Source organism: Streptomyces sp. NBC_00457 (assembly GCF_036014015.1).
In the GTDB taxonomy this organism is placed as follows: domain Bacteria; phylum Actinomycetota; class Actinomycetes; order Streptomycetales; family Streptomycetaceae; genus Streptomyces.
Map to the genome: position 1 here is coordinate 2,427,268 of NZ_CP107905.1, position 13,158 is coordinate 2,440,425.

The 13,158-nt window shown below is 71.2% G+C and carries 14 protein-coding genes; 2 read left to right on the forward strand and 12 right to left on the reverse strand.

What is annotated here, in order from left to right:
- Nucleotides 1–128: 128 nt before the first annotated feature.
- Together OG828_RS11115 and aceB are read left to right on the forward strand one after the other, a co-directional pair.
- Complete coding sequence (locus OG828_RS11115; RefSeq protein WP_328437733.1) at nucleotides 129–728, forward strand: nucleotidyltransferase family protein; 600 nt, start codon at nucleotides 129–131, stop codon at nucleotides 726–728.
- Between the two features lie 196 nt (nucleotides 729–924).
- Complete coding sequence (gene aceB / locus OG828_RS11120) at nucleotides 925–2,550, forward strand: malate synthase A (RefSeq protein WP_328501001.1); 1,626 nt, start codon at nucleotides 925–927, stop codon at nucleotides 2,548–2,550.
- 3 nt (nucleotides 2,551–2,553) lie between these two features.
- On the opposite strand, the gene OG828_RS11125 is transcribed toward aceB, so the two are convergent.
- The 12 genes from OG828_RS11125 to OG828_RS11180 all read right to left on the reverse strand — a co-directional run bounded on the left by OG828_RS11125 (nucleotide 2,554) and on the right by OG828_RS11180 (nucleotide 13,071).
- On the reverse strand, nucleotides 2,554–2,832 hold the full coding sequence (locus OG828_RS11125) for a SelT/SelW/SelH family protein (RefSeq protein WP_210571799.1): 279 nt from the start codon (nucleotides 2,830–2,832) through the stop codon (nucleotides 2,554–2,556).
- Nucleotides 2,829–3,740 (reverse strand): HipA family kinase, encoded by a 912-nt coding sequence (locus OG828_RS11130; RefSeq protein ID WP_328501002.1) that lies wholly within the window; start codon nucleotides 3,738–3,740, stop codon nucleotides 2,829–2,831. The genes OG828_RS11125 and OG828_RS11130 overlap by 4 nt, the downstream gene beginning before the upstream one ends.
- Nucleotides 3,741–3,813: 73 nt before the next feature.
- Nucleotides 3,814–4,140, reverse strand: a complete 327-nt coding sequence (locus OG828_RS11135) for a hypothetical protein (RefSeq protein WP_328501003.1) — start codon at nucleotides 4,138–4,140, stop codon at nucleotides 3,814–3,816.
- A 47-nt stretch (nucleotides 4,141–4,187) separates the two neighbouring features.
- The gene (locus OG828_RS11140) at nucleotides 4,188–5,012 is read right to left on the reverse strand and encodes a sulfotransferase family protein (RefSeq protein WP_328437736.1); all 825 of its coding nucleotides are present in this window, start codon (nucleotides 5,010–5,012) and stop codon (nucleotides 4,188–4,190) included.
- 36 nt (nucleotides 5,013–5,048) lie between these two features.
- Nucleotides 5,049–6,155 (reverse strand): alpha/beta hydrolase, encoded by a 1,107-nt coding sequence (locus tag OG828_RS11145; protein ID WP_328501004.1) that lies wholly within the window; start codon nucleotides 6,153–6,155, stop codon nucleotides 5,049–5,051.
- Nucleotides 6,156–6,198: 43 nt separating this feature from the next.
- Nucleotides 6,199–6,966 carry an ABC transporter permease subunit gene (locus OG828_RS11150; protein ID WP_328501005.1) on the reverse strand — a complete coding sequence of 256 codons (768 nt, stop codon included), beginning with the start codon at nucleotides 6,964–6,966 and terminating at the stop codon, nucleotides 6,199–6,201.
- The gene (locus OG828_RS11155; protein ID WP_328501006.1) at nucleotides 6,963–7,880 is read right to left on the reverse strand and encodes an ABC transporter ATP-binding protein; all 918 of its coding nucleotides are present in this window, start codon (nucleotides 7,878–7,880) and stop codon (nucleotides 6,963–6,965) included. Before OG828_RS11155 ends, OG828_RS11150 begins: the two co-directional genes overlap by 4 nt.
- A 76-nt stretch (nucleotides 7,881–7,956) precedes the next feature.
- A complete protein-coding gene (locus OG828_RS11160) occupies nucleotides 7,957–8,625 on the reverse strand; it encodes a response regulator transcription factor (protein WP_328501007.1) in 669 nt (222 codons plus the stop codon).
- Between the two features lie 2 nt (nucleotides 8,626–8,627).
- The gene (locus tag OG828_RS11165) at nucleotides 8,628–9,818 is read right to left on the reverse strand and encodes a sensor histidine kinase (RefSeq protein WP_328501008.1); all 1,191 of its coding nucleotides are present in this window, start codon (nucleotides 9,816–9,818) and stop codon (nucleotides 8,628–8,630) included.
- A 165-nt stretch (nucleotides 9,819–9,983) separates the two neighbouring features.
- The gene (locus OG828_RS11170) at nucleotides 9,984–10,724 is read right to left on the reverse strand and encodes a DUF1775 domain-containing protein (protein ID WP_328501009.1); all 741 of its coding nucleotides are present in this window, start codon (nucleotides 10,722–10,724) and stop codon (nucleotides 9,984–9,986) included.
- 141 nt (nucleotides 10,725–10,865) lie between these two features.
- Entirely contained in the window at nucleotides 10,866–11,525 is a 660-nt protein-coding gene (locus tag OG828_RS11175) for a hypothetical protein (RefSeq protein ID WP_328501010.1), read from the reverse strand.
- 34 nt (nucleotides 11,526–11,559) lie between these two features.
- On the reverse strand, nucleotides 11,560–13,071 hold the full coding sequence (locus OG828_RS11180; protein WP_328504843.1) for an IucA/IucC family protein: 1,512 nt from the start codon (nucleotides 13,069–13,071) through the stop codon (nucleotides 11,560–11,562).
- Nucleotides 13,072–13,158 lie beyond the last annotated feature (87 nt).

Consider the following 13,158-nt stretch of genomic DNA (forward strand, 5'->3'; position numbering starts at 1 on the left):
GGAAGGTTGTCGGGCGCCGGGGGACGCGGGTCAGTAAACGCCACCCGGTGCGGGATGCGCCACCGCGTGGACCGAAATTCAGTCTCCGGAAAGCCGTCACGCGCCCCTGTCTCAGGTATGCAGGACGCATGACGGACAAGCAAGACACCGTGACCGGGCTACTGCTCGCCGCGGGAGGCGGACGACGGCTCGGCGGACGCCCCAAGGCACTGCTCGAACACCGCGGCCGGCCACTCGTCGAACACGCGGTCGGCGTCCTGCGGGCGGCCGGGTGCACCCGCGTTCATGTGGTGCTCGGGGCGCAGGCGGCGGTCGTACGGGAACGGGCGCGGCTGGAGGGATGCGTGCTCGTGGACAACCCGGAGTGGGAGCAGGGCATGGGCTCCTCGCTGCGCGCCGGACTCGACTCGCTCGCCGGGACCCCCGCGACGGCCGCGCTCGTCTCACTCGTCGACCAGCCCGGCATCGGCCCGGAGGCGGTCGCCCGGGTGCTCGCCGCATACACGGACGAGGAGTCGCTGGTCTCGGCCGCCTACGACGGGGTACGCGGGCATCCGGTCCTGTTCGGCGCCGCCCACTGGACCGGCATCGCGGCCACGGCGACCGGGGACCGCGGGGCGCGCGCCTATCTGAAGGCGCACGAGGAGGAGATCACGCTCGTCGAGTGCGGGGATGTGGCCGAGGCGTACGACATCGACACGGAAGGCGACCTGAGCCACCTTGAGTGAGCATGGTGGCACCGAGCGCCACCATGCCTCGATTCAAAGAATCTCGACGTCAACAAACCATTGAACTTCCACCATGAGGAAACTAGTATCCACTGATCAGAAGCGCCCCGACGTTCCACGGGCGCTGTCAGCCGCACCCGAGGACCCTGGCACCCCGTGCCACACGTACGCAGCCCGCTGAAGGAAGTGACAGCTCATGTCCGCACCAGCGCCGTCCCCGCTGGCCATCGTCGACGCCGAGCCCCTGCCCCGGCAGGAGGAGGTCCTCACCGAAGCGGCCCTCGCCTTCGTGGCCGAGCTGCACCGGATGTTCACGCCCCGGCGTGACGAGCTCCTCGCCCGCCGCGCGGAGCGCCGCGCCGAGATCGCCCGCACCTCCACGCTCGACTTCCTCCCCGAGACGGCCGCGATCCGCGCGGACGACTCCTGGAAGGTGGCCCCCTCCCCCGCGGCCCTGAACGACCGCCGCGTGGAGATCACCGGCCCCACCGACCGCAAGATGACCATCAACGCCCTCAACTCGGGCGCCAAGGTCTGGCTCGCCGACTTCGAGGACGCCTCCGCCCCGACGTGGGAGAACGTGGTCCTCGGCCAGCTCAACCTGATCGACGCCTATACCCGGAACATCGACTTCACCGACCCGAACTCCGGCAAGTCGTACGCCCTGAAGGCCGAGGACGAGCTCGCGACCGTCGTCATGCGCCCGCGCGGCTGGCACCTGAACGAGCGTCACCTCACCGCCCCGGACGGCAGCCAAGTCCCCGGCGCCCTCGTCGACTTCGGCCTCTACTTCTTCCACAACGCCCAGCGGCTGCTCGACCTCGGCAAGGGCCCGTACTTCTACCTCCCCAAGACGGAGTCGCACCTGGAGGCCCGCCTCTGGAACGACGTGTTCGTCTTCGCGCAGGACTTCGTCGGCATCCCCCAGGGCACCATCCGCGCCACCGTCCTGATCGAGACGATCACGGCCGCGTACGAGATGGAGGAGATCCTCTACGAACTCCGCGACCACGCCTCGGGGTTGAACGCGGGCCGCTGGGACTACCTGTTCTCCATCGTGAAGAACTTCCGTGACGGCGGGGCCAAGTTCGTGCTCCCGGACCGCAACGCGGTCACCATGACCGCCCCGTTCATGCGCGCGTACACCGAACTCCTCGTCCGCACCTGCCACAAGCGGGGCGCGCACGCGATCGGCGGCATGGCGGCGTTCATTCCGTCCCGCCGCGACGAGGAGGTCAACAAGGTCGCCTTCGAGAAGGTGAAGGCGGACAAGGACCGCGAGGCGAACGACGGCTTCGACGGCTCCTGGGTCGCCCACCCCGACCTCGTCCCGATCGCCATGGCCTCCTTCGACGCCGTCCTCGGCGACAAACCGAACCAGAAGGACCAGCTGCGCGAGGACGTGGACGTCCAGGCGGCCGACCTGATCGCGGTCGACTCGCTCAAGGCGAAGCCGACGTACGACGGTCTGGTCAACGCCGTCCAGGTCGGCATCCGTTACATCGAAGCCTGGCTTCGCGGCCTCGGCGCGGTCGCCATCTTCAACCTGATGGAGGACGCGGCCACCGCCGAGATCTCCCGCTCGCAGATCTGGCAGTGGATCAACGCCGGCGTCGAGTTCGAGAACGGCGAGAAGGCCACCCCGGAGCTGGCCCGCAAGGTCGCCGCCGAGGAACTGGCGGACATCCGCGCCGAGATCGGCGAGGAGGCCTTCGCGGCCGGGCACTGGCAGCAGGCCCACGACCTGCTGCTCACCGTCGCCCTCGACGAGGACTACGCGGACTTCCTGACGCTGCCCGCGTACGAGCGGCTCAAGGGCTGACCCTCAGGAAGCAGGCTTGTCCGAGTGGCCCAGGGGCTTGTCCGGGGCCACTCGGTCGCGTACGGCCTGCTTGACCGCCGTCGGCTCGGGAAAGCCCTGCTCGCGGCGGTCCCAGACCACCTCGTCGTTCACGCGAACGACGAAGACACCGCCGGTGCCGGGCTTGAGCGACAGCTCGGTCAGCTCGGTCTCGAAGGTCGTCAGCAGCTCCTGCGCCAGCCAGGCCGCGCGGGGCAGCCACCGGCACTGGGTGCAGTACTCGATCTGTACGCGCTGGGTCATCGAATGTGTACCGCCCCGTCCTGTTCCACCGCCGGTCTGCCGTGCAGGTCCGGGACCTGCTTGAGCCATGCCGGACGGCCTCGCTGTGTCTTCGCCGCGCGCAGGGCCTGCTCGGCGGCGAGTTCCTCCCGGGTGGGGAAGTCCGTGGGGAGCCAGACCGTGGAGGCCTGCACGCGCGCGTGGAGGTAGTCCACGTATGCCGTCCGGATGTCGTCCGGCGTCGCGAACCCCTCCTCTCCGGCCAGCCAGGCGTCCGGGACCTCGGCCGCGATCGCCCGCAGCAGCTCCCGCGTCACCTTCGGCGCCAGCTCGGCGTCGGCCGCGCGCACGTCCGGCGTGTAGTGCCCGAGCGCGTGGTGCCGGAAGTCGTACGCCTTCTCCGGTTCCGTCGCGTCCCAGCGGTGGTGGAAGACGAGGGCGGCGCCGTGGTCGATCAGCCACAGGTACGGGGGTGCGATGCCGAGCGTGGGCCAGATCATCAGGTTCGAGCTGTGGACCGTACGGTCGACGTTGACGGTCAGCGCGTCGAGCCAGACGATCCGGCCCGCCTCCAGTGGGTCCACGCGGAACGTCTCGGCGACCTCGGGCGTGAAGTCCTTCGCCCCCGGCAGGAAGTCCATCCCGAGGTTGATCCCGGCACTGGCGCTGTGCAGCTCCCGCACCTCCTGATGCGGCTCTTCGTCGGCGATCTCCGGGTCGAAGCGCACCAGCACCAGCTCGGGGAACCGCAACCCCAGCGCCCGCGCCAGCTCACCCACGATCACCTCGGCGACCAGCGCCTTCTTGCCCTGCGCGGAGCCGGTGAACTTGACGACGTACGTCCCCAGGTCGTCGGCCTCGACGATGCCGGGGACGGAGCCGCCGGACCGGAGGCGTTCGACGTAGCGGGTCGCAGTGACCGTTCTCAACGAAACGTCCTTCCGGCCTCCGGCATGAAGTGAGCATAGTAACCGAGCGTGACAGCCGGTGTCGGAATTATTCTCAGCGTCGCCCGGTCAGCAGACCGTGGACCGACTCCGCAGTCTCTGCCGCGCAATCCCGCTCAGAGGCGCACACCTCGACGTATCGTGTGCCGCTCGCCGCGTGGCGTTCACGCACCGCCGTCACGCCCTCCTCGGCGCACGGCACGATCGCCACGATGCCGTTGCGGGCCAGTACCTCGGCCATCAGGCCGATGCGTTCGGGGTCCGTGTCATGGTCGTTGAGGCGGTCGAGCACCTCTACCCGGCGCTGTCCGGCCAGCAGGCGTTCGGCGAGCGCGTAGGCGGCGCCGCGCCGGTCGGCGGCGGTCGGCCCGGTGACCCACACCGTCGCTCCCGGGCAGGTACATCGGCACTTCACGTCGGACATGTCGCTCAACACGGATACCCCCAGGCACGCGTGATGTCGCGCAGCGGCGCCGGTACGTCTGCCGCGTCCGGCAGCGCTCGCGCTTTCTGGATCTTCCCGGACTTGATGTTCTCGCTCCAGTCGCCGATGTACGGCACGAACGGGCCGTGATCACCCTTGCGGTAGTCGAGCATCCTCGGCGCCCACGGAACGCCGAGGTAGGCGCAGATCTCCCGGGTGACCTCCTCGGGCCGCTCGGTCAGATCCTCGTAGCGGACGGTGAGGCCGGGCAGCGCGGTGCGGGCCGCCTGGACCGCCTCGACGTAGCCGCGCACTTCCCGCACGGTCGCGTCCGGATCGCGGTCGGGACGGTTGGTGATCAGTGAGCTGACCATCGACGCGGGATGGCGCAGCAGGAAGATGTACCGGGCCTTGGGCCAGCCCTCGTGCAGCCGCTCCCAGACGCCCGCGTTGCCGGGTGTCTTGTCGACGATGATCCGCTTGCCGCTGCGCACGAGTTCGCGGTGCAGCACCCGGTCCCACAGCAGGTACTCCAGCTCACGCTGGTCCAGGTCGAGTTCGGACATCGCCTTCTTGGTGTACGGCTTGTTCAGGTCGACGGAGAGCGTGCGCAGGTGCATCTCGTGCGGGGCGCGGATCTGCGGATGGCTGTTGAGCAGGACCCGCAGCAGCGTGGAGCCGGAGCGCACGGAGGACAGGACGAACACCGGGTCCGGTACGAGCCGATACGCCGACTCCGGCACAGGAGGCTCGCCCAGTCTGCGTATGCGCCGTCTCACGCCGCGCGCCACCCGGCGCACTCCCGGACCGACCGATCCGACCATGACCATTGCCGTGCCTCCTTGACCCCCCGGCCGCGCGGAACCTCACCCTCCTGTTGAAGGCTTGACCATACTGTGGCCGGTCCCTGGTTTCACCATGGGGACCGGATGAGATTCTCCTGAGCATTCACGCAGGGCCCCCAGCAGCATCGGCAGCGAACGGTGGAACTCGCGCGCCCAGTACGGCGGGGAGTGTGTGCCGGCGTAGAAGTGCGTCGTCACCGGGGCTCCGAGGGCGGACAGGCGGTCGGCCAAGGCCCGGGACTCGCGTTGCATGAGCGTCTCCGTCGGGGAGATCGCCTCCTCGGGGAACGGGTCGGCCGGGTCCTCCAGCCCGGGGATCTCCGGGTCGGGCTCCGTGCCCGGCGGGTCGAGTGCGCCTGCCGTGCCGTCGCCGCTGGAGAGGTGGACGGGTGTGGTGCGCAGTCGGTGGGCCAGGTAATAGGGGTCGTGTGCCTGCCAGTTGGTGCGCTGGGCGACCGCGTGGCCCCACAGGGCCTTCCAGTCCAGGCCCAGGTACGTCATGGCGGCCCGTATGGCGCGCGGGTGCTGGAGGGGGTGGACGAAGCCGCTGTAGCTTGCCGCCGCCCGGAACAGCCCCGGGTGCCGGGCGGCGTACGAGAGGGCGCCGAACCCGCCCTGCGACTCCCCTGCGGCCGCACGACGGGTACCCGCGCCGTAGTGGCGCTCCAGGAGGGGACGTACCTCCCGGAGATGGAAGGTCTCCACGGCGGGCGGACCGCCCGCACCGGCGTTGAACCAGTCGCTGTAGAAGCCGAAGAGCGGCATCTCGGGCATGACGACAAGGACGTCGCGCAGCTCAGGTACGTCCTGGATGCCGGAGTCGTAGTCCTCGGTCCAGGCTCGGTAGTTGCCGTCGCCGCCGACCAGGAGATACAGCGTCGGCCAGCTCCCGCCGTGGCGGCGCTGCTCCCAGCCGTCCGGTGTGAGCAGACGGACCTTGGCGGTGCGGCCGAGTGCGGGCGAGTCGATGGTGAGGTCGACGAGGCGGTTGCCCCCCTGCTCCTCGGCGACGACTCGGGCGCCGTGCGGTGCGGGGGCCGCGTCGGCTTCGGACACCGCCAGCAACAGCAGCAGGTCGGCGATGACGAAGGCGAGGAGCAGGCGTAAACGGGCGGGGCTCCACGACATGGCGAAGTCTCCTTTCGTACAAGGGTGTGTACGTGCGCCGTCGTCATACGTCTCGCCGGCGCAGCGTTCCGGCCGCGAGCAGGAGCAGCGCCCCCGTGTAGGCGGAGACGAGAAGGAGGGACGGCCAGGGGCCCACGCTGCCGACCGTCTCGGCGGTGGCGTCCGAGGTCTGGGTGAGCTTCTGCAGGGCGGCCGTCGGCGAGAGGCCGGCCACCCAGCGCTGGGCGTCACCGAAGAGCGGGCCGACGAGGGAGGGCAGGAGCAGGACTCCGATGACCGCGGTGACGGCACCCGCGGAGTGGCGGATGAGGGTGCCGGCCGCGAGACCCAGCAGCGCGGCCACGGCGAAGGAGGCCGCGACGCCGAACAGTACGGGCCACGGCTCCCCTTGGGCGTACTTGCCGTCTTCGAGCAGCGCGTCACCGACGGCGTACGCGAGTGCGCAGGAGGCCAGTGCCACGGCGTACGCGACCGCCGCGATCAGGGTCACCTTCGCGGACAGCACGGTGGTGCGGCGCGGGTTGGCGGCGAAGGTGGTGCGGATGGTGCCGCTGCCGTACTCGCCGGTGATCAGCAGCGCGCCGGTCACGGCAGCCAGGATCTGGGCGACAACCGTGAGGGAGAGGCTGCCGCCGAGGACCGTGTCGTCCGGCTGCAGACTCCCGGTCGCGGCGACGAAGACCGCACCCAGGACGGGTACGGCGCCCGTCGCGAGGGTCGTCCACACCAGCGAGCGCACGCTGCGGAACTTGATCCACTCGTAGGCGAGGGCCTGCGGGAACCCGGCCCGGGCATCGATGAGCGTCGTCATCGGACGGCCTCCTGCCGTGTCCGGTACTCGGCCGAGTCCTGGGACAGGGCCGTGTAGACCTCCTCCAACGAGGAGTGGATGGGGGTGAGTTCGTGCAGCGAGATGCCGTGATCGCGGGCCAGGTCGCCGATGGTGGCCGCGTCGAGGCCGTCCACGCGCCAGCCGCCCCGGGCTTCCAGTCGTACGGTCACACCCTCGGCCTGCAGCAGGTCGCGCAGCTTCTCCGGCTCCGGGGAGCGGACGTGCGTATGGGCGCGGGAGTTGGTCTCGATGAAGTCGCGGACCGTGGTGTCGGCGAGCAGTTGGCCGCGGCCGATCACCACCAGGTGGTCGGCGGTGAGCTCCATCTCGCTCATCAGGTGGCTGGAGAGGAAGACCGTACGGCCTTGCGCGGCAAGGGACTTGAGCAGCGTGCGAATCCAGCGGATGCCCTCGGTGTCCAGGCCGTTGACCGGCTCATCCAGCAGCAGCACCTCCGGGTCGCCGAGCAACGCGGCCGCGATGCCGAGCCGCCCGGCCATGCCGAGCGAGAAGCCCTTGACCCGTTGTCCTGCCACATCGCTCAGACCGGTCAGGTCCAGGACCTCCGCCACCCGGCGGCGTGGGAGGTTGTTGCTCGCCGCGAGAGCGGCCAGGTGATGGTGGGCGGTACGGCCGCCGTGCACGCCCTTGGCGTCAAGGAGTGAGCCGACCGTGCGCAGGGGCGCGGGCAGTTCGGGGTACGGGCGGCCCGCCACCATGACGGTGCCGGAGGTGGGTGCGTCCAGGCCGAGCACGAGGCGCATGGTGGTGGATTTGCCAGCCCCGTTGGGACCGAGGAAGCCGGTCACTCTGCCGGGGTGGACGGTGAACGTCAGGTGGTCGACGGCGGTTCTGTCGCCGTAGCGTTTGGTGAGGTCGCGTGCTTCGATCATGCCGACGACGGTAGGAAGCGGGGGCTTTCCTGGCATCCGCCGACGGGAGTCGGCCGCTACTCCCGGCGGAGCAGAGTCATCGCTCCCCGGCCCGGACCAGCCCCGTCTCGTAGGCCAGCACCACCAGTTGGGCGCGGTCCCGTGCCCTCAGCTTGGTCATCGCCCGGCTCACGTGGGTCTTGGCGGTGAGCGGGCTCATCAGCAGCTGCCTGCCGATCTCCTCGTTGCTCAGCCCGGCCGCGACCAGCGCCATGACCTCCCGTTCCCGCTCGGTGAGCACGGCGAGACGTTCGGCGCCGGCCGCCTCCGGGCCCTTCAGCCGGGCGAACTCCTCCACCACCGCGCGCGTGACAGCGGGCGCGAGGAGGCTCTGCCCGGCGGCGACCGTGCGGATCGCCTCCCGGAGTTCGTCCGGCTCGATGTCCTTCAGCAGGAAACCGGCCGCGCCGTGGCGCAGCGCCTCGAAGACATAGGCGTCGACCTGGTACGTGGTGAGCATGACCACTCGTACGCCGTCCAGCGCGCCGTCGGCCGCGATACGGCAAGTGGCCTCGAGGCCGTCGACGCCGGGCATGCGGATGTCCATCAGGACGACGTCCGGCCGGGTCAGCCGTACGGCTTCGACGGCCTGGGCGCCGTCGGCCGCCTCGGCCACCACGACCAGGTCGGCGGTGAGATCCAGCAGGGCGCGGAAACCGGCGCGGACGACGGTCTGGTCGTCCGCGAGCACCACGCGTACGGTCATCGTCATTCTCCGTTCTCGCCGGTCGGAAGCCCGGCCGGAAGGACCGCCCGGACCCGGAACCCCCCGCCGGGTACCGGCCCGAACTCGATCGTGCCCCCGGCCGCCGCCGCGCGCTCCCGCATGCCGACCAGTCCGAAACCGCCCTCGTGCGGTGGCGGTGACGGCGGGCCGTCGTCGATGACTTCCACCGCCAGCGTGCCGTCCTGCCGGACGACGGAGACCGCCGCGTGCCGGGCGCGGGAGTGCTTGACGACGTTCGTCAGGGCCTCCTGGACGATGCGGTAGGCGGCCAGCCCCACCACCGACGGCACACCGTCCGACGCCCCTTCCTCGCGGAGCGTGAGCTCGATGCCGCCGCCCGCGAACCGGTCGACCAGCTCGCCGAGCCGCTCGATGCCCTGCGCCGGCTCCACCCGGTCGTCCTCGCTCTCCGGTTCCCGCAGCACGGTGACGGTGGCCCGCAGCTCCCGTACCGCGCCCTTGCCCGAGTCCCGGACCTGCCGCATCGCCTGCCGGGCCATGTCCGGCCGCACGTCGAAGGTCTCCAGGGCCACGCCCGCCTGGACGGTCATCGCCGTGACCGTGTGCGCGACCACGTCGTGCAGCTCGCGCGCGATCCGCACCCGCTCCTCACGGACCCGGCGGGCCGCCTCCCGCTCGCGGTCCGCTTCGGCGCGGGCGGCGCGGGCGGCGTACTCGTCGAGCAACTCCCGCCGCGTGCGGACCACTTCGCCGAGCAGCAGCGGCACCAGCGGCCACAACATCTCCAGCACCGGCAGCCCCTGCGGGTTCACCACGTCCTTGCCGACCCACAGCGCGACCACACCCGACGTGAGCGCGGCGGCCAGCCCGGTCCACAGGGTGCGCCGCCGGTCGCCCTGCACGGCGACGGTGTACAGCGCCACGATCGTCGGCAGATTCAGCAGCTCCCCGATGTGCCCATACAGCGCCCAGCCCGCACACGCCGCCCCGGTCACCACCGCGACCGGCACCGGCCACCGCCGCCGCCACAGCAGCGCCAGCAGCGAGACGGCCAGCAGCAGCCAGGTCAACCAGTCCGCCTGCCGGTACTCCGGCTCGTTCACCGCCGCGTCCGGCCCGGTGAACATCCCGACCACGCCCACCACGAGCACGTCCACGGCAACCGGCGGCAGCGCCCGCAGCCGCGCGGGCAGACGGTCGAAGGTCGTCACCTCCACACCGTATGAGCGCAGCCGCCCGGGCGCATACGACAACGGGAGTACCCGGCGCCCGTCCACCTGCACTCGGCAATCGACTACCGCGCCACCACCGGCGGCACGCCGCCGTCAACGGGACGGCTCCCGCGGGCATCGGCCCTTTGGGAGCAGTAGCAGCCGTCAGGCAGCCCCGCTTGGACGGCTACGGCTCCGAAGCCACCACGCGCCGCCGCCGAGCAGGAGGACAGCTGCCCCGATGCCGACGGGTACGGCGGCGGACATGCCGTCGTCCCCGTCCGTGCTGTTCGCCGCGGGCTCCGCCGCCGGCGCCGAAGTCCCGGTCGTCGACTCGCCCGCGGCGGTTGTGGGCTCCTCCGTGGGGCTGGGGCTCGGGCTGACGAGCTTCGCGCCGGGTGCGGCCGGCTTCAGTTCCAAGAGGGGCGCGGGATGCCCGTCATCGTGGCTGTGACCATCGGCGGGTTCCTCCAGCTCTATCCAGCGGTCCACCCGGCCGTCGTCGTAGCTCTGCAGGGTCTTGAAGACGAGTTCCTCGGCATCGGGCAACTGCCTGACGGTGACGACGTGTTCGGCGTCCTTCCCCACGGCGAGCTTGGGTCCCGCAACGGTGTAACCCCGGCTGGTGGGAGCGAACTTCCACCCCTCGGGGCCTTCCTTGTAGGTGATGTCGCCCGGGGTGATGCCCTTGGGCAGGATCACCTCCAGCTTGGTGATGCCCGCGGAGGTCGACTCCGACGCCGCCGAGAAGGTCAGCTCGACGTTCTGATCGAGGGCCCGGGCGCCCTCGGCCTCGACGTGCGCGTGGGCGGCGGCCGGTCCCGCGACGGCTACAGCGACCGCGAACGCGAACGCGGTGAGGGCGCCGGTGCGGCGCAGGCTTCGTGCCAGGGTCGGGCGATGCACTGAGAACTCCCTAGTTCCGTTGATGTCGGGGCTGCATTCGGTTCCTGCAGCCGGGCACAGGTGTGTGCGGCCGCAGGAACCGAATACGGGGAGCCGACGGCTCGACGTCCGTGTGGACGGGCCTCGGCAAACCTGCTGTCGTCAGGCGACAGCGGTCCCCGCGGGCGGTCCCCGAGTGGTGATCGCGTGGGTGAGAAGGAGTTGCCGCAGCCCGTGGCCCGTACGGGCCCGGCGGGACCGGATGCGTGGGCGGTGCGGCGGCGCGGGCGGCCGGAGGATCAGACGCAGCGGGGCGACGAGCCGGCCGGCGAGCGCCCGCAGGATGCGGAAGGCGGCGCGTTCGCCGTGCGCGAGCCACAGGCCGCACAGCAACGCGGCCAGCAGGTGGGCGGCGAGCATGCCGGTGGAGGACATGCCAACGATGCCGTGATCCAGGGAATGCGCGGCCCCCGCGTGGTCCATCGATCCCATGGAGTGCATGGAGCCCATGGACGCTGACGCGGCATCATGCCGCGCTCCCGGTCCGCCGGACATCTGCGCGTGGACGACCGCCTGTGCGAGCGAGAACGACACGTGGAGTACGACCTGGGCACCGACAGTGAAAGCGCCGACCAGGACCGGCCCGCGTTCCCGGCCTGCCAGCCGCCAGGCCGTACCGCCGGTCACCGCCGCACCCCCGGCCATCGCCCACCAGGGCACCCCGGTCCCCGACATCATGACGTGCCCCAGGCAGGTGAGCAGCACGCAGACGGCCGCGAACACGGCGGCCCTGAGCGTGCGAGAACACCACCCGACAGTCACACGAGAGGGTACGGAGATGCCCCTGGCCTCCGACTCACCCCTTCCGTTGTGATCCACGACACACCGAGACGGCCAGCGGGTTCGGCAGGGGCAGATAGCGGGCGTCCGCCCCGTCCGCGCCCGTCCAGCGCAGGAGCAGGTTCGTCTTGCCGGGGAGGGTGGGGGCGGTGAGCAGGGCGGCGATTTCGGGGAGGTCGTGCCCGGACAGTTCGGTGCCTACGGCGGGCCAGGGGTCGAGGCCGGGGTGGCGTTCCGCGAGGGCCGCGGCGATCTCGTACAGGTGATTGACGACCAGGCAGTACACCAGGCGCTCCCACCCGGCAGCCCGCGATACGTCCGCCAGCAGCTTCACCCCCTCGGCGTCCCGGAACAGCGCCTGCACGGGTGTGCCGTCGGCGTCGACGGCGACCAGCGTGTTCTGCAGATGCGCTTCGAGTACGACGCCGTGGTCGGCGAAGGCGGCCAGCACCGGTGGGACCACCTGGCGCAGATAGGCCTCCCACCAGCCCGCCGGATCGTCGGTGCCGTCGAGCGGGCTGCCCGCGAAGCCCTCGACGAGTCCGGAGGCGAGCAGCGGGGTCGCTCCGGGCACCACGTGCGCACGCAGTCCGTCGCGGACCAGGACGGCGAGTTCCTCGAAGGCGAAACCGGCGGTGCGGTAGCCACGGTCGGCCAGCCAGGCCGCGGGGCCGTCGATCGCGGCGAAGGCATGCGTCACGGCCGTGTCGGTGCGGCGCAGTTTCAGCAGGTCGTGGCGCCAGAGCCGGCGTACGTCGTTGGTGATGCGCACATCGAGGCTGAACTTCAGGAAGAGGTCGCGGTCGGGGGCGTAGACCGTGCGGATCGCGGCTGTGGGGCCGGCCGGGAATGTGGTCGTGCCCAGCCGGATCAGCCGGCCGTCCGCGAAGGCCGGGGCGAGGTCGTGGCCGACGAGGTCGAGCTGCCAGGGGTGGGCGGGCAGCAGCCGGTAGCCGGGCGGCGCCTCGCCCAGGGTGTCGAGGGCGGTGGTGTCGCCCTCCTCGACGACCGAGTCCTCGCGTACGCCGAGCAGCGCCAGCGGGAAGGCGGCGTGCGCTTCGGGGGCGTACGGCAGCCAGCCGGTGGCCGGGCCGCCGCCGCGCGCCTTGGGGGCGGGGTGATAGGGGTGGCCGGTGATCAGGGACTGCTCGGAGCGCAGATACGGGTCGTCGGGCGCGGTCGTGCGGGCCCGCGCGGTGAGCAGGGCGGCCACGGCGTCACGGCTGTCGGTCATCTCGGCGGGGAGTTCGTGGTTGGACAGGCCCGTGTGCCGGGTCAGTTCCTCGGCGACGAGCTTCACCAGCTCGGTGTGGCCGAGTCGCTGCCAGGTGCCGCCGACGTACAACTCGGGCTCTGTGGGACGGCGTTCGCCGCGCACCCGCAGCAGGCGGTCCAGGCCGGGCAGCCGGTACACCCGCCGCTCGCCGGGTACCCGTTGTGCCACCTCGCGCAGCAGGCAGTTCAGCAGCGGGGCCGCCGCATACGCGTCAGCGCGTGCCGACGGGTCGTCGGCGGCGGGCGGGGGCATGGGGTCCAGGCGTTCCACTTGATCCCTACGGTCTGTTCGGGCGGGAGACGATCAGTATGTCTGTCGTCACGCCCCCGTCATGACGCC

Coding starts and splice junctions, on each gene's coding strand:
- OG828_RS11180 (WP_328504843.1), bottom strand. CDS start 13,071: ATGCCCCCGCCCGCCGCCGACGACCCGTCGGCACGCGCTGACGCGTAT.
- OG828_RS11140 (WP_328437736.1), bottom strand. CDS start 5,012: ATGGTCATGGTCGGATCGGTCGGTCCGGGAGTGCGCCGGGTGGCGCGC.
- OG828_RS11160 (WP_328501007.1), bottom strand. CDS start 8,625: ATGACCGTACGCGTGGTGCTCGCGGACGACCAGACCGTCGTCCGCGCC.
- OG828_RS11150 (WP_328501005.1), bottom strand. CDS start 6,966: ATGACGACGCTCATCGATGCCCGGGCCGGGTTCCCGCAGGCCCTCGCC.
- OG828_RS11145 (WP_328501004.1), bottom strand. CDS start 6,155: ATGTCGTGGAGCCCCGCCCGTTTACGCCTGCTCCTCGCCTTCGTCATC.
- OG828_RS11115 (WP_328437733.1), top strand. CDS start 129: ATGACGGACAAGCAAGACACCGTGACCGGGCTACTGCTCGCCGCGGGA.
- aceB (WP_328501001.1), top strand. CDS start 925: ATGTCCGCACCAGCGCCGTCCCCGCTGGCCATCGTCGACGCCGAGCCC.
- OG828_RS11155 (WP_328501006.1), bottom strand. CDS start 7,880: ATGATCGAAGCACGCGACCTCACCAAACGCTACGGCGACAGAACCGCC.
- OG828_RS11125 (WP_210571799.1), bottom strand. CDS start 2,832: ATGACCCAGCGCGTACAGATCGAGTACTGCACCCAGTGCCGGTGGCTG.